This is a genomic window from Achromobacter sp. Marseille-Q0513 (assembly GCF_018195695.1).
Classification (GTDB): Bacteria; Pseudomonadota; Gammaproteobacteria; order Burkholderiales; family Burkholderiaceae_B; genus Achromobacter.
In genome coordinates this window covers 1-20,291 of sequence record NZ_JAGTJY010000069.1, presented here as the reverse complement: position 1 = coordinate 20,291, position 20,291 = coordinate 1, and the positions used below count along the sequence as shown (strand labels likewise).

Below are 20,291 nucleotides of genomic sequence, written 5' to 3'. Positions count from 1 at the left end.
CCTCATTGTCTTGCCGATACAATGGACCGGCTTGATCGTGCTCTCAACAGAAGGAACCATCACATGGCACACACTCTTCCCCCCCTGCCTTACGAACTGGACGCCCTGGCTCCGCACATCTCCAAGGAGACGCTGGAGTTCCACTACGGCAAGCATCATCAGACCTACGTCACCAACCTGAACAACCTGATCCCCGGCACGGAATTCGAAAGCCTGTCGCTGGAAGAGATCGTCAAGAAGTCCTCGGGCGGCATCTTCAACAACGCTGCCCAGATCTGGAACCACACGTTCTACTGGCACAGCCTGGCTCCCAAGGCTGGCGGCGCGCCGAGCGGCAAGCTGGCCGACGCCATCAACGCCAAGTGGGGCAGCTTCGACGCCTTCAAGGAAGCCTTCAACAAGTCGGCCGCCGGCAACTTCGGTTCGGGCTGGACCTGGCTGGTCAAGAAGGCCGACGGCTCGGTGGACATCGTCAACACCAGCAACGCCGCCACCCCGCTGACCACGGCCGACAAGCCGCTGCTCACCTGTGATGTGTGGGAACACGCCTACTACATCGACTACCGCAACGCCCGTCCCAAGTACCTGGAAAACTTCTGGGCGCTGGTGAACTGGGACTTTGCCGCGAAGAACTTCGCCTGATCCCGCTTTATCCGCCGGACGCCTGCGCCGCCTTGCGGCGCGCGCGCCACGCCGGATCCGGACCCCTCGGCCTTGCCGAGGGGTTTTGTTTTTTCGCGGGAGGCGCGAAGGAACTTGATTGAAGGCTTTGTATCAATGGAACTCATTGATAACGTGAGGTTTTTTCAATCGCCCTGTCGATTGTCGAGTTCATTGCATCGAATTACCTGAGAAACAGCCTTTTCTTTAGGGTTTCCCCTAAAAAACCCGAGCGCTATTGTTGGCGCCAGTCCATGACTGAACCTCGGAGCCTGGGACTGCGGCATGGCCGCCATAACACTGGGGTATCTCATGGGAAGGGAAGCATGTTGCGGTTATTTTCTGGTCTGCGTATTGGCGCCCGCCTGTCGGGCGCATTTTTAATTGTGGCGGTGATAGGCGGCGTGATCGGCGCCTTCGGCGTCTGGGGGCTCGCCAGCATCAACGAAATGAACGACCGGCTCTATGACACCGAGCTGCGCGGCGTTTCGGATATCAAGGAAGCGAACATCAACCTGATCTACGCCGGACGCGCGCGCAACGCCTTTCTGGCCGCGACCAGCGAGCAGGACCGCAAGGCGCTGCGCAAGCAGTTCGACGACGCCGTGCAGACCATGGACAAGCTGCGCGATCGCGCCGGCCAGACTTTCCAGACCGACGAAGGCAAGCGCCTGCTGGCCCGGTTCATCGAGATCGAGAACACCTGGAAGCGCGAGGCTCAGGACTTCTTCAACGCCGCCCAATCGCAGGCGCTGACCCAGACCGACGCGGCCGTCAAGGAAATCGAGAAGCGCGTCATGGTTTCGTCGCAGAAGCTCGACGACCTGATGACGGACATGGCCGTGAGCAAGGAAAAAGCCGCCGCCGTGTCGGTGCAGGCCGGCACCGACCTGTACGAGCGCATGCGCGCGCTGATGATTGCGCTGGCGGTGCTGGGCGTGGCCATCGGCATGTTGCTGGGCTGGCTGGTCACGCGCGGCATCGTGCGGCCGCTGCAGCAGGCGGTGACCGCCGCGCGCCAGGTCGCCGCCGGCGACCTGACCACCGACATCAAGGTGGCCACGCGCGACGAAACGGGCGACCTGATGGGCGCGCTCAAGGAAATGAATGAAAGCCTGGCCCGCATCGTGCGCGACGTGCGCGACGGCTGCGAAAGCATCGCCTCGGCGTCCTCGCAGATCGCGCAGGGCAACTCCGACCTGTCCCAGCGCACCGAGGAGCAGGCTTCCTCGCTGGAAGAGACGGCTGCGTCGATGGAAGAACTGACCAGCACCGTGCAGCAGAACGCCAACAACGCCAGCCAGGCCGACCGCCTGGTCGAGCAGGCCTCGGCCGTGGCGCTGCGCGGCGGCGAAGTGGTGGACGGCGTGGTGCAGACCATGAGCGCGATCTCCGACAGCTCGCGCCGCATCGCCGATATCACGGGCGTGATCGACGGCATCGCCTTCCAGACCAACATCCTGGCGCTGAACGCGGCGGTGGAAGCCGCGCGCGCCGGCGAGCAGGGCCGTGGCTTTGCCGTGGTGGCGGGCGAAGTGCGCACGCTGGCGCAGCGTTCCGCGGTCGCGGCCAAGGAAATCAAGGCCCTGATCGACGAATCGGTCCAGCGCGTCGAAGGCGGCACCCGCCAGGTCGACGAGGCCGGCAGCACCATGCGCGAAGTGGTGGACAGCGTGCGTCAGGTGGCCACGCTGGTGCGCGAGATCTCCAGCGCATCGGCCGAGCAGTCCTCGGGCATCGGCCAGGTCAACCAGGCCGTGGCGCAGATGGACACCGTGACGCAGCAGAACGCCGCGCTGGTGGAAGAGGCCGCCGCGGCCGCCGCCAGCATGCAGGAACAGGCCGGCCGCCTGGCGCAGGAAGTGCGCCGCTTCAAGGTGGACGCGGGCGCTGCCGGCGGTTCGGCGCGCGAGGCGCAGGCGCGCCTGGTGCAGGCCAAGCCCGTGGTGGCGCGCGCGGTGCCCGCGGCGCGCAAGCCGCAGGCCCAGCCCGCGCTGGCGCATGCCGGCGAGGACGACTGGTCCACGTTCTGACGCTTCGGGCCCGCCGTCCGCCGGCGGGCCTGTGGGCTGGCGGTCAGCTTGCGATGGTAAGGTGACCGCCATGAGCCCATCCCATCCCTTGCGTCGCGCCTATGCGGGCGCGCGCCATCTGATGCGCCGCAAGCTGCGCCAGATCAACCGGCTGTCGCGCAAGAGCGTGCAGATGGGGCTGCTGCTGGGCGGCGCCGCGCTGGTCGCCCTGGTATCGCTGGGCTTTGCCTGGCTGGCCGACAAGGCGCTGGAATGGAACCGCGCCTGGGTCGGGCACAGCGGCTGGCTGGCGCTGCTGATCCTGCCGCCGGCGCTGGCCGCGCTGCGCTGGCTCACCTTGCGCTTCGCGCCCAACGCCGCGGGCAGCGGCATTCCCCAAGTCATCGGCGCCTTGTCGCTGCCGCCCGGCCCCGGGCAGACCAGCCTGGTTTCGCTGGCGCAGGCGTTGTGGAAAGTGCCGCTGGCCTTTCTCGGCATGCTGGCCGGCGCCTCCATCGGCCGCGAAGGACCGTCGGTGCAGGTGGGCGCGGCCGTGATGCTGGCCTGGGGCGATTTCTGGAAGCGCCGTGGCCTGCGACTGCGCGGTTTCCACGCCAATGAACTGATCGCGGCGGGCGCTGCCGGCGGGCTGGCCGCGGCCTTCAACGCGCCGCTGGCCGGCGTGATCTTCGCCATCGAGGAACTGGGGCGGGGCACGGTGCTGCGCTGGCAGCGGCTGGTGCTGATCGGCGTGCTGGCGGCTGGCTTCCTGGTGGTGGCCGTGGCCGGCAACAACCCGTACTTCGGCGTGTTCGCCGGCGCGCCGTTGAGCCAGGGCATGCTGATGTGGGTGCTGGTCTGCGGCGCGCTCAACGGCGCGCTGGGCGGCATCTTCGCCCGCCTGCTGGGCAAGGGCGCGGCGGGCGCCGCGCCGCGCAAGTGGCGCGCCTGGATCCGCGCGCATCCCGTCTGGACCGCGTTCATCATGGGGCTGGCGCTGGCCCTGATCGGCCTGTGCACGGCCGGCAGCGTGTATGGCACGGGCTACGGCTCGGCGGCCGGCCTGTTGTCGGGGAACGACGGCGTGCCCGCCGGCTTCGGGCTGGCCAAGCTGGCGGCCACCGTGGCGTCCTATTGGGCCGGCATACCCGGCGGCATTTTCACGCCGGCGCTGACGACCGGCGCCGGCATCGGCCATCACATCTGGCAATTGGCCGGCGACGGCGTCGACCAGCGCGTGCTGGTGCTGCTTTCGATGGCGGCGTTCCTGGCGGCCGCCACGCAGGCGCCGCTGACCGCCAGCGTGGTGGTGATGGAAATGACGGGCAGTCAGCCCATGCTGTTCTGGCTGCTGGTGGGTGCGCTGCTGGCTTCGGGCGTGTCGCGCCAGTTTTGCCCGCAGCCGTTCTATCACCTGGCCGCCGGCCGCTTCAGGCGCCAGGCGCTGGTCGAGACGGGACGCGCGGCCAAGCCGGCCGCACCGCCCGTGAGCGGATCCTGAGCGGCGGTGCCCGGCGGAGCGCGATACGCTGACTGAACATCAGCCGGACACCGTCCGCAAGGCGGACACACCATGCAGGCACCAAATTGGCGCGAAATGGGCTGCGTTAAGATCCTGCGATCCGATCGGAAGATCCCGTTTTCCTTACTCTTTCAGAGCGACTCATGACCGTGCATGCCTATATCTGCGATGCGATCCGCACTCCCTTCGGCCGCTACGGCGGCGCCTTGGCGTCCGTGCGGCCGGATGATCTTGCCGCCGTGGCCATCAAGGCCCTGGTAGCCCGCAATCCCGGCGTGCGTTGGGAAGAGCTGGACGACGCGATCCTGGGCTGCGCCAACCAGGCCGGCGAAGACAACCGCAACGTCGCCCGCATGGCCACGCTGCTGGCCGGGCTGCCCATCGAGGTGCCGGGCGCGACGGTCAACCGTCTGTGCGGCTCGGGCCTGGACGCCATTGGCGGCGCCGCGCGCGCCATCCGCGCCGGCGAAGCCGGCCTGATGCTGGCGGGCGGCGTGGAAAGCATGAGCCGTGCGCCCTTCGTCATGGGCAAGGCCGACAGCGCCTACTCGCGCAGCGCCGCGATCTACGACACCACCATCGGCTGGCGCTTCATCAACAAGCTGATGAAGGCCCAGTACGGCGTGGACTCCATGCCGGAGACCGCGGAGAACGTGGCCGACGACTTCAAGATCAGCCGCGAAGACCAGGATCTGTTCGCGCTGGCCAGCCAGCAAAAGACCGCCCGCGCGCAGAAGGAAGGCTACTTCGACGCCGAAATCGTGCCCGTGTCGATCGCGCAGAAGAAGGGCGATCCCATCATCGTCTCCAAGGACGAGCATCCGCGTGAAACCACGCTGGAAGCGCTGGCCAAGCTCAAGGGCGTGGTCCGCGAAGGCGGCAGCGTGACGGCCGGCAACGCCTCGGGCGTGAACGACGGCGCCGCGGCGCTGCTGCTGGCCGACGAAAAGGCCGCCGCCCGCCACGGCCTGACGCCGCGCGCGCGCGTGGTCGGCATGGCCACCGCCGGCGTCGCGCCGCGCATCATGGGCATCGGCCCGGCGCCCGCGACCCGCAAGGTGCTGGCCCAGACCGGCCTGACGCTGGAACAGATGGACGTGATCGAGCTGAACGAAGCCTTCGCCGCGCAAGGCCTGGCCGTGCTGCGCGACCTGGGCATCGCCGACAACGATCCGCGCGTGAACCCGAACGGCGGCGCCATCGCCCTGGGCCACCCGCTGGGCGCCAGCGGCGCCCGCCTGGCCACCACCGCCATCAACCAGCTGCACCGCACCGGCGGCCGCTACGCGCTGTGCACCATGTGCATCGGCGTCGGCCAGGGCATCGCGCTGATCATCGAACGCGTCTGACCGGGCAACGCGCTCGCCAACCAGCGAGCGCGCAAGCAAAAAGGGAGCCGAAAGGCTCCCTTTATCTTGAGGCATGGCATTCGTCGATGCGCCGTGTATCAGCAGTTCGGCAGGCCAGGCCCCTCGCCGACGCAGCCACCGCCATCCGGGCCGCGCGGAGCCGGCTTTGCCGGTCCGCAGCGGCGCCCCCTTGAGGGGGAAGCGCGCAGCGCTTCGGGGGTGGGCTTACCTCTACGGCAATCCGTCGATCTTGCGGCCGGCCTGGATCCCATGCTTCTCGTACCAGCCCTGCGCCATTTCCAGCGCGTAGCGCACCGGCTTCTTAGAGCAGTGCGGATCCTCGGTCTGCGGCGCCATGTCTTCGATGTTGACGATCGTGCCGTCGTCGGTGATGAAGGCGATCGACAGCGGCAGCAGCGTGTTGCGCATCCAGAAGCATTGCACGTCCGGGTTCTCGAACACGAACAGCATGCCGTCGTTGCCGGGCAGCTCGCGGCGGAACATCAGGCCGCTGCGGCGGCTCTCTTCCGTGTTGGCGACTTCTGCGCGGATAATGTGGATGCCGGCGGACAGTTGCGTGCGCGGCAGTTCCGGCTGCGGGCCGGTCTGCGCGCCGGCCAGCGCCGGCAGGGCGAGCAGGGCGGCGGCCAGTGCCGAACGTCCTGCCTCAAACAGCGTACGGCTTACAGGATTCGATACGGCGGTCTTCAGCATATGCGGGAACGGAAATAAGAAAATAACAAGGCGGGGCCCGAAAGCCCCGCCTGGGATAATGGCGCAACCTGTAGGTTGCGCTATATAGGGTAACTCAGGCAGCAGTGATATTGAGCGCTTGCTTGCCTTTGGGCCCTTGGATAATCTCAAAGGCGACTTTCTGACCTTCCTTCAGGGTTTTGAAACCATTCATCTGGATGGACGAAAAGTGGGCGAACAGATCTTCTCCGCCGTCATCGGGCGTAATGAAGCCAAACCCTTTCGCATCGTTGAACCATTTGACGGTGCCCGTCGATTTGGGATTGTCCCCTTGGACGGCGGTTGCGGTCGTATCAGACATGCGGACTGCCTCATTGAATCGTATGTTTGACAGAAGGGCATCGCGGCCGAAACCCCTTACCCCCTCCGGCCTCCTGGCAGCTTTTCAGCGAGCTGAAAACCCCAGAATGCGTGGATAATGCGCCGCTTTTCTTTGGTGCGTCAAGTATGGAAACTACGCATTTCTACGTGTAATTTTGAGTAAGTTGCATGCAAACCGTCCCCAGTTTAAATAGAATACCCGCGCTATGAGTTCTACCTTGGATACCCAGCACGATCTGGCCGTCGAGAAGGCGCCGGCACGCGCCGCCCCGCCGCCGATGTACCAGGTGCTGCTGCTCAATGACGACTACACGCCGATGGAGTTCGTCGTGAAGGTGCTGCAGAAGTTCTTCAACAAGAACCATGAAGACGCGACGCGGATCATGCTGCAGGTACATCACGAAGGACGCGGAGTCTGCGGCGTCTACCCGCGCGACGTCGCGGCGACGCGGATCGCCCAGGTGGCTCAGTACGCCCGGGCGCGCCAGCATCCGCTGCAATGCGTGATGGAGCCCGTCTAGGCAGCAAGGAACCAAGCCGCCGCCAGTGATGGCGGCGCCGCGTTTTCCGGTTACTGAAAACGCGGGCCGCGCAATGAGAGGCGCGCGGCGTCATGCAGGTCGGCAGCTCCGCCGCAAAGGAGCGTTGAAGTCGAGCAAACGGGGAGGTTTGCCGTGAGTGGAAAGAACAGCAAGTCCTGGCTGGCGATCGCCGGCGCAATAGTCGTAGCCGGCGCCGTCGGCGTGGGCTGGTGGGTGGGGCAGGGGCGCACGCCGTCCGATGCGGGTCCGCCCGCCGCGTCCACGCCCGCCGCGACGTCCTCGCCGGCTGGCAGCTCCCCCTCGCCGCAGCCGGCATCCGGCGACACCAAGCCGGCGCTGGCGGCGACCGCGACGGTCGGCAAGGCCGATCCCTTCGCCGCCTTGAACTGCCAATCGCGCCAGTTCCGCGACAGCCTGGCTCTGGCGGTGACCTTCACCCAGCCGGTCGACGCCAAGGCCGAGCTTGAAGGCTTCCTGCAGGTCACGGACACCGGCTCGAGCTCGGGCAAGGCCGACCAGGACAACGAGTCGGCGGCCAGCGCCGGCGACAAGCCCATGTCGGTCAAGAGCGGCGACGCCGCGCCCAAGGGCAAGATTGTCAAGGGCAGCTGGGTCGTGGGCGACAACCCGCGCATGATCTATTTCCCCTACGTGCAGCCGCAGCGCTCGTACTCCATCGCCCTGCGCGCCGGCCTGCCCGGCATCGAGAAGGCCACGCTGGTCTCCTCGTCGCATTGCGAAGTGAGCACGGAAGCCATGCCGCCGTCCTTCTACTTCGCCAGCCGTGGCGTGGTGCTGCCCGCCGGCCAGAACGGCGGCCTGCCCGTGGCCACGGTCAACGTGCCCGAGGTCGATGTGCAGTTCCTGCGCGTCGAGCCGGACCGCGTGCCTGAACTGTTCGATTCCGTGCTGGGTCTGGGCCGCAGCGCCTCGTCCTCCGACGATGACGGCGGCGACTACGACGGTGAAGATGCCTGGCGCTATTCCGACAACCGCAGCCTGAAGGGCTCGGTCAGCAACTGGGACCTGGACCGCCTGAACACGCTGACGACCAGCGTCTACCAGGGCCGCTTTGTCACCGACGACAAGCCGAACCGCCGCCACGTCACCTTCCTGCCGGTCGAAGGCATCAAGGAACTGCAAGAGCCCGGCATCTACATCGCGGTGATGAGCCAGCCCGGCCGCTTCCGCTATGAATACCAGGTCAGCTACTTCTACGTCAGCGACATCGGCCTGCATGCGCGCCGCTACAGCGACCGCATCGAAGCCTATTCCGTCTCGCTCAAGAGCGGCCAGGCCATCTCCGGCGCGGTCTTCGAACTGGTCGACGGCGCCGGCAAGTCGCTCGCCAAGGCCGCGGCCGACGGCCAGGGCCATGTGCGCTTTGAAGGCAGCTTCGCCAATGCGCGCCTGATCCGCGCCTCGCGCGACAAGGAAATGACGGTGCTGGCGCTGGCCGAGCCCGCGCTGGACCTGTCCGAGTTCGACATCGGCGGCCATGTGTCGCGTCCCAACAATCTGTTCGTCTACGCCGGCCGCAATCTGTATCGCCCCGGCGAGACCTTCCACGTGTCGGTGCTGCCGCGCGACCTGGACGGCCGCGTGATGCCGCCGTCGCCGCTGACCGCCACCATCAAGCGCCCCGACGGCCGCGTGGTGCAGACCACGCTGTGGCAGCCCGCGAAGGACCTGCAGGGCTACGTCGAGCGCGCCATCGATCTGCCGCTGGACGCCCAGACCGGCACCTGGCTGCTGGAGCTGCGCGTCGACCCCGCGTCGCGCGCTCCGGATGCCTCCTGGAAGTTCCAGGTCGAGGAATTCCTGCCCGAGCGCATGAAGATGACGCTCGACACGGAACAGCAGGTGCTGAGCCCCGACGACGAGCTGTCGATCGACGTGCAGGGCGATTACCTGTACGGCGCGCCCGCCGCCGGCAACCGCCTGCTGGCGACCTTCCAGGTCAAGCGCAACCGCGTTGCCTTGCCGCAGCAATGGCCCGGCTTCATCTTCGGCGACGTGGCCGATGATTCGCGCCGCACGTTCGGCGAGCTGCCCGAGCTCGCGCTGGACGACGACGGCAAGGCCATCATCGAAGTGAACCCGAACACCGACGGCACGCATTCGCCCATGAAGGTGCGCGTGTCGGCCAGCCTGCTGGAATCGGGTGGCCGTCCGGTGGTGCGTTCCATCGAGCGCGCCGTCTGGCCCGCCGACACGCTGATCGCCGTGCGTCCGCAGTTCGACGGCGACGTGGCGCGCGAGAATGCGCCCGCCGTGTTCGAAGTGGTGCGCGTGACGTCGGCCGGCGAGAAGGCTCCGCTGGCCCAGGCCCAGATGCGCCTGTACCGCGAGGAACGCCAGTACTACTGGCGCTTCGACGACCAGCGCGGCTGGAACAGCGGCTATACCGAAACCGAGGAACTGCAGGATTCGCGCGCCATCGCGCTGAACGATCGCGCCCAGCTGACCGTCAACGTCAAGTGGGGCCGCTACCGCCTGGAAATTTCCGATCCGGAAACCGGCGAAACCATGCGCTACCGCTTCTACGCGGGCTGGAACGCGCAGGACGCCGACGCCATGGGCAACCGCCCGGACCGCGTGCAGATGAAGCTCGAGGGCGTGCCCGCCAAGCCGGGCGACAGCGTCAAGCTCACGCTGACGCCGCCGCATGACGGCCAGGCCCTGGTGATGGTCGAGGGCGACCGCATGCTGTGGTCCACCTGGGTTTCGGTCAAGGCGACCGGCACGCAGGTCGAGATCCCCATCGACAAGGCCTGGAAGCGCCACGACCTGTATGTCTCGGCCGCGGTGTTCCGTCCCGGAAGCGAAGGCGACCGTGTCACGCCGGCGCGCGCGCTGGGCCTGACCTACCTGCCGATCGCCAGCGCCGACCGCAAGCTCGACGTGAAGATCACGGCGCCGGCCAAGGCCGTGCCCGAAACCAAGGCCAGCGTCCGCATCAAGGTGGACGGCGCCCAGGGCAAGCAGGCCATGGTCACGCTGTCGGCGGTGGACGTCGGCATCCTGAACATCAACCAGTACGCCACGCCCAACCCGCTGGACTTCTTCTTCGGCAAGCACCGCTACGCGCCCGAACTGCTGGACATGTACGGCAAGCTCATCGAGAAGATGGACGGCACCAAGGGCAAGCTGAAGTGGGGCGGCGACGCCGCCATGCGCGGCGACAGCAAGAGCCTGCCCAAGAAGGTCAAGCTGGTCGACCTGTTCTCGGGCGTGGTCAAGCTCAATGACAAGGGCGAGGCCGACATCCCGCTGGACCTGCCCGACTTCAACGGCACGCTGCGCCTGATGGCGGTGGCATTCACCGCCGACAACTTCGGCAGCACCGACGCCGAAATGGTGGTGGCCGCGCCCATCGTGGCCGAGCTGAACACGCCGCGCTTCATCACCCCGGGCGACCAGTCCGCGATCGCGCTGGACGTGACCAACCTTAGCGGCTCGCCGCAGAAGGTCACCGTCAAGCTCGAGGCGCTGGATCCGCTGGCCATCGTCGATGGCACGCGCACGGTCCAGTTGAAGGACAAGCAGCGCGTCACGCTGCGCTTCACCGCCACCACCACCGGTTCCTACGGGTTGGGCCTGATGCGCCTGACCGTGGACGGGCAGGGCGGCGCGCAGCCGGTGCGCATCGTGCGCGAGTCCGTGCTGCAGGTGCAGCCGGCGCACGCCGCCGAGCGCCAGATCCGCCGCCTGCGCCTGAATCCGGGCGAAAGCCAGTCGCCGCAGGCTTCGTGGATCTCGTCCTACTACCCGGACTCGACCACGGTCAGCCTGACCGTCTCGAACCGGCCGCCGTTCAACGTCAACCGCCTGGTCGAAGGCCTGCTCAACTATCCCTACGGCTGCACCGAGCAGACCATCAGCGCGACCCTGCCGTGGGTGCTGATCGACGAGGACGCCGCCAAGCAGTTCGGGCTCAAGCCGCGCACGCAGGCCGAGCGCGAAGCCAAGGTGGCCGGCGCCATCGGTCGCCTGTCCGGCATGCGCAACGCAGTCGGTTCGTACAACCTGTGGGGCGGCAGCTCGTCCTCGCGCGACGTGTGGCTGACGGCCTACGCCGTGGGCTTCCTGCAGGATGCCCGCGACCATGGCTTCACCACGCCCGAGGTCTCGCTGGACCGTTCGCGCCAATGGCTGCTGGAGCAGGTGCAGCAGAGCGCGAACGCCTTCGGCACCTGGTCTGCCAACCTGCGCAAGAGCGTTGACTCGGGCCGTATCGACAGCAGCTACGTCGATACCCTGCGCGAAGACCATCGCCGCTTCGCCGGCCTGGCCACGGCCGCGCTGGCCCTGGCGCGCGACAAGAAGGCGCCGCTGTCCACGGTGCGCCAGCTCTACGACAACTATCAAGAGCGCGCGCGCTCGCCGCTGCCCCTGGTGCAGCTGGCGGTGGCGTTCAAGCTGATGGGCGACGAAGGGCGCATGAAGGCCGCGCTGGATCAGGCCATGGCGCGCGAGTACGGCATCGTCCGTCGCAGCAACAGCTCCTACTACGACGAGTGGATGGGCGACTACGGCAGCAGCGTGCGCGATTACGCGCTGGCCTATGCGCTGATGAGCCAGTACGGCCTGAAGCACGACCGCAGCGAAGTGCTGCTGTCGCAGTTGACGAGCCGCCTGGGCAACCGTTCCTACCTGTCCACGCAGGAGCAGATGGCCCTGCTGCTGGCGGCCCGCGCGATCGGCGGCGACAAGAACACGCCGTGGGAAGCCGCGCTGACCGTCAACGGCGTGCGCAAGCAGCTGACCGGCGGCAAGGCCGACGCCACGGTGTCGCTGGCGCCCGCCGAGCTGGCCTCGACGCAGCTCACCAACAGCGGCAGCCAGTCCCTGTTCGTGGAGTACGACATCCAGGGCAGTCCGACCGTGACGCCGTCGCCGCGCAGCGACGTGATCCAGCTCAAGCGTGGCTGGTACCGTCCGGATGGCCGCGCATGGGACGGCGGCACCTTGCAGACCGGCGACATGCTGGTGGTCTGGGTGCAGGCATCCTCCAACCAGAGCATCCCGGATGCGCTGCTGGTGGACCGCGTGCCGGCCGGCTTCGAGGTCGAGAACATGAACCTGTCGCAAAGCCCCGAGATGCAGGAATGGACCATCGGCGGCGTGCGCGTGGCCGACGCCATGTCCAACCCCAACATCAAGCACCGCGAATTCCGCGATGACCGGTATGTGGCGGCGGTGGCGCTGGGCCGCGGCAAGGTGGACGTGTTCTACCTGGTGCGCGTCGTGACGCCGGGCCGCTACGCGGTGCCGTCGACGGTGGCGGAAGACATGTACCGGCCGGAAATCCGCGGCGTGGGCGAACAATGGAGCACCGTGGAAATCCGCGATCGCGGCGCGAAGCGTCCTTGACCGCCCCGGCCACCTCCACGGCGGGCGCTCCGCGCGCCCGCCGCTGGCGGCGGCGCGGTATCCTCGCGGCCAGCGTCCTCCTGACGCTGGCCGCGTTGTTATTCGCGCTGGACCGTCTGTTCCCGCTGCCGCCGATCGATTCCGGCGGCGCCGCCGTGGTCGTCTCGGCCGACGGCACGCCGCTGCGCAACTATCCCAGCCGCGACGGCATCTGGCGCTATCCGGTCACGCCGGCCCAGGTGTCGCCGCGCTATCTCGAAACCCTGCTGACCTACGAGGACCGCTGGTTCTACTGGCACCCCGGCGTCAACCCGGTGGCGCTGGCGCGCGCCGGCTGGCAGTGGGCCACCAACCGGCGCATCGTGTCCGGCGGCTCGACGCTGACCATGCAGACGGCCCGCTTGATCGACCCGCAGCTGGCCGGCAAGCCGTCGCGCACGATCTCGGCCAAGCTGCGCCAGGCCTGGCGCGCCGTGCAGCTGGAAATGCACTACAGCAAGGACGAGATCCTGTCCCTGTATCTGACGCATGCGCCCATGGGCGGCATCGTCGAAGGCGTGGAAATGGGATCCCGTCTATGGCTGGGCAAGCCCGCCAGCGACCTGAGCCCGGCCGAGGCGGCCATGCTGACCGCCTTGCCGCAGGCGCCGTCGCGGCTGCGTCCCGACCGCCATCCGCAGGCGGCGCAGGTGGCGCGCGACAAGGTGCTGGACCGCATGGTCGAGCGCGGACGCTGGACGGCCGAAGAGGTCGCCGACGCCAAGATCGAGAACGTCATCGCGCCGCCGCTGCGGGCGCGCTGGCTGGCGCCGCTGGCCGCCCAGCGCCTGCTGCTGGAGGCGGGCGGGGCGCGCCGGCGTCCCGGCGAGCGTCCGCCGCTGGTCGCGTCCACGCTGGATGCGGACATGCAGGCTTCGGTCGAGCGCATGCTGCTGGACCGGGTCGACAATCTGCCGCCCAAGGTGTCCATGGCGGTGTTGGTCATGGACAACGACAGCCTGGAAATCAAGGCCTACGCGGGGTCGGCGGACTTTTCCGATGATTCCCGATACGCGCACGTGGATATGGTGCGCGGGGTGCGTTCGCCGGGTTCCACGCTCAAGCCCTTCCTGTATGCACAGGCGCTGGACGAGGGGCTGATCCATTCCGAAAGCCTGCTGATCGACGCGCCGCTGTCCTTCGGCGGCTACGCGCCGGGCAATTTCCAGGCGGCCTTCTCGGGTCCGATCAGCGTGGCGCAGGCGTTGCAGCGGTCCCTGAATGTCCCGGCCGTGGACCTGCTGGACCGTGTCGGGCCGGTCAGTTTCGCCTCGGTTATGCTGGCGGGCGGGGTGCGCCTGCGCCTGCCGGCCGGCGCCGAGCCCAATCTGAGCTTGATTTTGGGCGGGGGCGGCACCACATTGGAAGAACTGGTGGGCGCCTACCGGGCGCTGGCGCGCGGCGGCCTGTCCGGGCGTCCCCGGTTGCGGCCGGAGCAGCCCCGGGTGGAGTCCCGTATGATGAGCGCCGGAGCCGCCTGGATTGTCCGCGACATCCTGGAAAGCGGCGGCCACCCCGACCGCCCGTTCTATGAATCGGGCAATCAGGGGCGGCGGCTGGCCTGGAAGACCGGCACCAGTTTCGGTTTCCGCGACGCCTGGTCGGTCGGCGTGACCGACAGATGGACGATAGGCGTGTGGGTCGGCCGTCCGGACGGCACGCCCAATCCGGGCTTTTTCGGCGCCAATGTGGCGGCGCCGTTGCTGCAGGACATCGTCGCGGCCCTGCCGGAAGGCGCGCCGCAGCCCCGGATCCGGCCCGCCACGGTGCAAGCCGTCGTGACGTGCTGGCCGCTGGGCTACCGGCTGGGCAGCGGCCCGACCGATGCCTGCCCCGAGCAGCGCGCGGCCTGGGCCCTGAACGACACGGTGCCGCCGTCCTTCGCCGGCTACGCCGACGTCACCCAGGGGCCGTTGCGGCTGGGCGGCGTGTCGGCCGGGGCGGTGCTGCGGCCCGTGCCGGGCAGCCGGCAGGTGGCGCTGGACGTGGACGCGCAGGGCGCCGAGGGTGAGGTATGGTGGATGCTGGATGGCCGGGTCGTCAATCATGGCGGGGCGGCTCATCCGTTTAAATTAGTGTTGGCGCAGGACGGCCGGTATACGCTTACGGTCATGGATACCAAGGGGCGCCACGATAGTGTGGTTTTTGAAATCTCTGGTGTTACGCCATGATCGGCATAGAATATGAATCGTGTATTTGACCGCTTCGATGCGTCATCGGAGGAAGCGTGATTTCTCAAGAGCTTGAAGTCAGCCTGCATATGGCTTTCGTCGAGGCCCGTTCGGCCCGGCACGAATTCATCACCGTCGAGCATCTGCTGTTGTCGTTGCTCGACAATGCTTCGGCCGTCGAGGTTCTGCGCGCCTGCGCCGCGAACCTGGACGACCTGCGCCGCAACCTGCGCCAGTTCGTCTCGGAAAACACGCCCGTGATTCCCAGCGGCGCGGAAGTCGACACGCAGCCCACGCTGGGTTTCCAGCGCGTGATCCAGCGCGCGATCATGCATGTGTCCGCAGGCGGCACCGGCAAGAAACCCGTCACGGGCGCCAATGTGCTCGTCGCCATTTTCGGCGAAAAGGACTCGCACGCCGTCTATTACCTGCAACAGCAGGGCGTGACGCGCCTGGACGTGGTCAATTTCCTGTCGCATGGCATTACCAAACAGCCACAGGTGGAGTCCGCCGCCGTGCAGAAAGAGCAGCAGAGCAACGGGGAAGACCAGGGCGAATCGCGCCAGTCGCCGCTGGATCAGTATGCCAATGACCTGAACGCCGCCGCGCTGGCCGGCCGCATCGATCCCCTGATCGGACGCGAGCACGAGGTCGAGCGCGTCATCCAGGTGCTGTGCCGCCGCCGCAAGAACAACCCGCTGCTGGTCGGCGAGGCCGGCGTGGGCAAGACCGCCATCGCCGAGGGCCTGGCCTGGCGCATCACGCGCGGCGAAGTGCCCGAGATCCTGCAGGCCTCGCAGGTCTACGCGCTGGACATGGGCGCGCTGCTGGCCGGCACCAAGTATCGCGGCGATTTCGAGCAGCGCCTGAAGGGCGTGCTCAAGCAGATCCGTGGCAATCCCGATGCCATTTTGTTCATCGACGAGATCCACACGCTGATCGGCGCCGGTTCGGCCTCGGGCGGCACGTTGGACGCGTCCAACCTGCTCAAGCCGGCGCTGTCCTCGGGCCAGCTCAAGTGCATCGGCGCGACCACCTACACCGAATACCGCGGCGTCTTCGAGAAAGACCACGCGCTGTCGCGTCGTTTCCAGAAGATCGACGTGCCCGAGCCCAGCGTCGAGCAGACCGTGCAGATCCTGCGCGGCCTGAAGAGCCGCTTCGAAGAGCACCACAACGTGCGCTATTCGTCGGCCGCGCTGTCGGCCGCGGCCGAGCTGTCGGCGCGCTACATCAACGACCGCCACCTGCCGGACAAGGCCATCGACGTGATCGACGAGGCCGGCGCCGCGCAGCGCCTGCTGCCGCGTTCGCGCCAGAAGAAGGTGATCGGCAAGGTCGACATCGAAAATATCGTTTCCAAGATCGCGCGCATTCCGCCGCAGTCCGTCTCCAACGACGACCGCAGCAAGCTCGCCACGCTGGACCGCGACCTCAAGACCGTGGTGTTCGGCCAGGACAACGCCATCGAGGCGCTGTCGGCCGCCATCAAGATGGCGCGCTCGGGCCTGGGCAAGCCGGAAAAGCCGATCGGCGCCTTCCTGTTCTCCGGCCCCACCGGCGTGGGCAAGACCGAGGTCGCGCGCCAGCTCGCCTTCACGCTGGGCGTGGAGCTGCTGCGCTTCGACATGTCGGAATACATGGAACGCCACGCCGTGTCGCGCCTGATTGGCGCGCCGCCGGGATACGTGGGCTTCGACCAGGGCGGCCTGCTGACCGAGGCCATCACCAAGCAGCCGCATTGCGTGCTGCTGCTCGATGAAATCGAGAAAGCGCATCCGGATGTCTTCAACATCCTGCTGCAGGTGATGGACCACGGCACGCTGACCGACAACAACGGCCGCAAGGCGGACTTCCGCAACGTCATCCTCATCATGACGACCAACGCGGGCGCCGAGACCCTGAACCGTCCGTCCATCGGCTTCGCCAATTCGCGGGTGGTGGGCGACGAAATGGCGGAAATCCGCCGCATGTTCACGCCCGAGTTCCGCAACCGCCTGGACGCGATCATTCCCTTCGCCGCGCTGGATCGCGAGATCATCCTGCGCGTGGTCGACAAGTTCCTCATGCAACTGGAAGACCAGCTGCACGAGCGCCGCGTCGAGGCCGTGTTCACCACGCGCCTGCGCGACCACCTGGCCAAGGAAGGCTTCGATCCGCTCATGGGCGCGCGTCCCATGCAGCGCCTCATTCAGGACACCATCCGGCGCGCGCTGGCCGACGAGCTGCTGTTCGGCAAGCTGGTCGACGGCGGCTCCGTCACGGTCGATCTGGACGAGTCGGGCAAGGTCACGCTGGATTTCGAGGACAGCGGCAAGCCGCCGTCCTCGGACGCGCCCGACAAGCAGGAAGTCGAATTGGTTGACTGATGGCCGCGGATAGCAGCCAGCCCCTGATCGAGTGCGAACACTGTGCCAGCATCTACCGCCGGCATGAACTCGATCATGGCGAAACCGCCAGTTGCACCCGCTGCGGCGCCACCTTGTGGCGCTACAGCGGGCTGAGCCTGTCCAACTGGCTGGCGCTGGCCATCACCGCGCTGATCGTCTTCGGCATTGCCAATGCCTATCCGGTCGCATCCATGTCCGTCCAGGGCATGTTGCAGCAGGCCTCCTTGCTCGATGCCGTCGCCATCACCTGGCGGCAGAACCACGAGATCGTCGCCGTGATGACCGGGTTGTCCGGTTTCGTGCTGCCCATGTTGCAACTGTCCGTGCTGCTGTGGGTGCTGGGGCCATTGTCGCAAGGGCGCGAGCCGCGCGGCTTCCATCAGGCCATGCGCCTGCTGGGTCTGCTGCGGCCCTGGTGCATGGTGCCGGTGTTCCTGCTGGGCGTGCTGGTGGCGGTGGTTAAACTGGCTGGCATGGCCGATGTTTCGCCTGGCATCGGTCTGGCTGGTTTCGGTATGCTGACCGTCCTGCTCACCATGCTGGGCCGCCTGTCGCCTCATGTTATCTGGCGCTACGCCGAGACGGCTGGCGTGGTGCCGGTGCATGTGCCGCAGGCCGGGCCTGACAGCGTACTGACTGGCTGTCATGTCTGCGGACAGGTCCAGGCGTTGCCGCGAGATGGCGATCCCGAGGCCGACCATCACTGCGTGCGCTGCCATGCTTTGGTCCACTACCGCAAGCCGGATCATCGGGCGCGCAGCTGGGCGCTGCTGCTGGCCGCCGTGGTGTTCTACATTCCCGCCAACGTGTTGCCCGTGATGCAGGTGCGCTCGGTGGTGGGGGGCGGCGCGCACACGATCCTGGGCGGGGTGGTTGAACTCTGGGCCATGGGCTCCTGGGACATCGCGCTCATCGTCTTCATCGCCAGCGTGGCGGTGCCGCTGACCAAACTGTTGGCGCTGGTGCTGCTGCTGCTCACCGAGCAGTGGGGCAGTTCCACCAACTTGCGGCCGCGCACGCGCCTGTACCAGATGGTTGAATTCATCGGGCAATGGTCGATGCTGGACGTTTTTGTCGTTATATTGCTGGCCGCGTTGGCCGATTTCCAGGGGTTGATGGAAATCAGCGCGGGCGGCGGAGCGGCGGCTTTTGGCGTCGTGGTCATCCTGACCATGCTGTCGGCCATGAGCTTCGACCTGCGCCGCAGCTGGGATCTGGAAGGCCATGCGGAGCTGGATGATGTACCGCTGATCGCGGGCGGCCACAAGCCGCCGGCGGCGGCAGCCGAACGTCAGGCATAGTCCCGGCGCGGCGCGCAACACAACAGGAAGAATCGATGTCCGAGCAAGCACCCGGCAAAGGCGATCCGAAGATCGCCGCGCCCACGATCACGCGCAAGCGCCAGAACCGGATCTCCTGGATCTGGCTGGTGCCCGTGGTCGCGGCCCTGATGGGCATGTCGCTGGTCGTGCGGACCTGGCTGCAGGCCGGCACCGACATTTCCATCACCTTCAATTCCGCCGACGGGCTGGAAGTTGGCAAGACCCGGTTGCGCTACAAGGACGTGAACGTCGGCACGGTGAAGTCCATCGGCTTCAATGAAGACCGCAGCAAGGTGGTGGTCACGGCCGAGCTGGCCAAGGAAGTCTCCGATCTGGCGCGCGACGGCACCAATTTCTGGGTGGTCAAGCCGCGCCTGGACGTGAGCGGCGTGTCGGGATTGGGCACCTTGCTGTCAGGCGCCTATATCGGCGTGGACGCCACGGAAGGCAAGCACAACGCAAGCAAGGCCACCAAGCTGGCATTCGAGGGGCTGGAGATCCCGCCCGCCGTGACGCATGACCGGGCCGGCAAGCGCTTCAAGCTCAAGGCCGACAACCTGGGCTCGCTGGATATCGGTTCGCCGGTCTACTACCGCCGCATCAACGTCGGCCGGGTCATCGGGTACGAGCTCGACAAGAGCGGTGATTCCGTGAATATCGAGGTCTTCGTCGACGCGCCCAACGATGCGTTCGTGACCAGCGGCACGCGCTTCTGGAATTCCAGCGGCGTGGATTTCAGCGTCAATGCGGACGGACTGAAGGTGCGCACGCAGTCGGTGGTGTCGCTGCTGGTGGGCGGTGTGGCGTTCGAGCCGGTCTATACGGCGCGCGGCGCCAACAAGCCGGCGCTGGCGGATGCCGAGTTTGAACTCTATTCGACCGAGGCTCAGGCCAAGGCCAATCCGGATGGCGAGGCCTTCGACATACGCATGCGCTTTGACCAGTCGATCCGCGGCTTGGCCGTGGGCGCGCTGGTCGATTTCAGTGGCATCACGTTGGGCAACGTCACCGGCATCAACCTGGATTTCGACTCGGAGACCAAGCGTTTCTACTCGGTGGTCGACGCCACGCTCTATCCGGAACGCCTGGGCAGCGTCTATGACGAGGTCCACGGGCTGGCCGAGAAGGATGGCGACGTGGCTGGCGATCGCCTGTTGGGCGGCATGATCAAGCACGGGCTGCGCGCGCAACTGCGTCCGGCGAACCTGCTGACGGGCCAGTTGTACGTGAGCCTGGACGTGTTCCCCAATGCCAAGCCCGTGGCGTACAAGCCATCCGTGCCGGCGATCATCCCGACCGTGCCGGGCAACCTGGACCAGCTGCAGCAACAACTCAGCAACATCGTCAACAAGATCGAGAAGATTCCGTTCGACAAGATCGGCGAGGACCTGCGCACCACGCTGGCCAGCACTTCCAGGCTGATGAACCGCCTGGACAAGCAGGTGGCGCCCGAGGCGCAGGGCATGCTGAAGCAGGCCAGGGAGTCCATGGCCCGCATCAACGAGCTGCTGGCCTCCGACGGCGCGCTGCCGGTCAGCACCGAGCGCGCGCTGCAGGAACTGAATCGCGCCGCGCGTTCGCTGCGGTCGCTGGCCGACTTCCTGCAGGCCAATCCCGAAGCGCTGCTGCGCGGCCGCGGCAACGATCCCATCCCCGGCGCTGGCCCGGTCAAGAACTGATGCCCATGAACATGATGCCCAAGCCGTTCTTCCTGCGCATCGCCGCGCCCGCACTGGTCTTGGCCGCCGCCCTGGCGGGCTGCGGCTCGGCGCCCGTGCATTACTACACGCTGTCCGCGCCGGCGGCCAAGACCAGTGCGGGCGCGGCGATGCGC

At 67.1% G+C, this 20,291-nt stretch carries 12 protein-coding genes; 10 read left to right on the top strand and 2 right to left on the bottom strand.

The genetic code is table 11. The annotated features are described in order from the left end of the window. The first annotated feature begins 63 nt into the window (after positions 1 to 63). The 4 genes from sodB (at position 64) to pcaF (ending at position 5,543) form a co-directional block, all read left to right on the top strand. On the top strand, positions 64 to 642 hold the full coding sequence (sodB, locus tag KDH83_RS15555) for a Fe-Mn family superoxide dismutase (protein ID WP_212317427.1): 579 nt from the start codon (positions 64 to 66) through the stop codon (positions 640 to 642). A gap of 344 nt (positions 643 to 986) precedes the next feature. Continuing rightward, positions 987 to 2,693, top strand: a complete 1,707-nt coding sequence (locus tag KDH83_RS15550) for a methyl-accepting chemotaxis protein (protein WP_212317425.1) — start codon at positions 987 to 989, stop codon at positions 2,691 to 2,693. Between the two features lie 70 nt (positions 2,694 to 2,763). Beyond that, positions 2,764 to 4,173 carry a chloride channel protein gene (locus KDH83_RS15545; RefSeq protein WP_212317423.1) on the top strand — a complete coding sequence of 470 codons (1,410 nt, stop codon included), beginning with the start codon at positions 2,764 to 2,766 and terminating at the stop codon, positions 4,171 to 4,173. A 164-nt stretch (positions 4,174 to 4,337) separates the two neighbouring features. Continuing rightward, positions 4,338 to 5,543, top strand: coding sequence for a 3-oxoadipyl-CoA thiolase (gene pcaF / locus KDH83_RS15540; RefSeq protein WP_212317421.1), 1,206 nt, complete (start codon positions 4,338 to 4,340; stop codon positions 5,541 to 5,543). Between the two features lie 231 nt (positions 5,544 to 5,774). Here the strand turns inward: pcaF and KDH83_RS15535 are convergent, their stop codons facing one another. Beyond that, the gene (locus KDH83_RS15535; RefSeq protein WP_212317419.1) at positions 5,775 to 6,257 is read right to left on the bottom strand and encodes a DUF192 domain-containing protein; all 483 of its coding nucleotides are present in this window, start codon (positions 6,255 to 6,257) and stop codon (positions 5,775 to 5,777) included. 94 nt (positions 6,258 to 6,351) lie between these two features. Next, positions 6,352 to 6,597 carry a cold-shock protein gene (locus KDH83_RS15530; RefSeq protein WP_006220277.1) on the bottom strand — a complete coding sequence of 82 codons (246 nt, stop codon included), beginning with the start codon at positions 6,595 to 6,597 and terminating at the stop codon, positions 6,352 to 6,354. A 226-nt stretch (positions 6,598 to 6,823) separates the two neighbouring features. Between KDH83_RS15530 and clpS the strand changes: the two genes are divergently transcribed. The 6 genes from clpS (at position 6,824) to KDH83_RS15500 (ending at position 20,136) form a co-directional block, all read left to right on the top strand. Continuing rightward, complete coding sequence (gene clpS / locus KDH83_RS15525) at positions 6,824 to 7,138, top strand: ATP-dependent Clp protease adapter ClpS (protein ID WP_103275152.1); 315 nt, start codon at positions 6,824 to 6,826, stop codon at positions 7,136 to 7,138. A gap of 153 nt (positions 7,139 to 7,291) precedes the next feature. Then, positions 7,292 to 12,535: an alpha-2-macroglobulin gene (locus KDH83_RS15520; protein ID WP_349291634.1), complete on the top strand. Its 5,244-nt coding sequence runs from the start codon at positions 7,292 to 7,294 to the stop codon at positions 12,533 to 12,535. Continuing rightward, entirely contained in the window at positions 12,532 to 14,745 is a 2,214-nt protein-coding gene (pbpC, locus tag KDH83_RS15515; protein ID WP_212317417.1) for a penicillin-binding protein 1C, read from the top strand. Before KDH83_RS15520 ends, pbpC begins: the two co-directional genes overlap by 4 nt. A gap of 56 nt (positions 14,746 to 14,801) precedes the next feature. Further along, positions 14,802 to 17,114 carry an ATP-dependent Clp protease ATP-binding subunit ClpA gene (gene clpA / locus KDH83_RS15510; RefSeq protein ID WP_212317415.1) on the top strand — a complete coding sequence of 771 codons (2,313 nt, stop codon included), beginning with the start codon at positions 14,802 to 14,804 and terminating at the stop codon, positions 17,112 to 17,114. Next, entirely contained in the window at positions 17,114 to 18,436 is a 1,323-nt protein-coding gene (locus tag KDH83_RS15505) for a paraquat-inducible protein A (protein ID WP_212317413.1), read from the top strand. The genes clpA and KDH83_RS15505 overlap by 1 nt, the downstream gene beginning before the upstream one ends. Positions 18,437 to 18,471: 35 nt before the next feature. Then, entirely contained in the window at positions 18,472 to 20,136 is a 1,665-nt protein-coding gene (locus KDH83_RS15500) for an MlaD family protein (RefSeq protein WP_212317411.1), read from the top strand. Positions 20,137 to 20,291 lie beyond the last annotated feature (155 nt).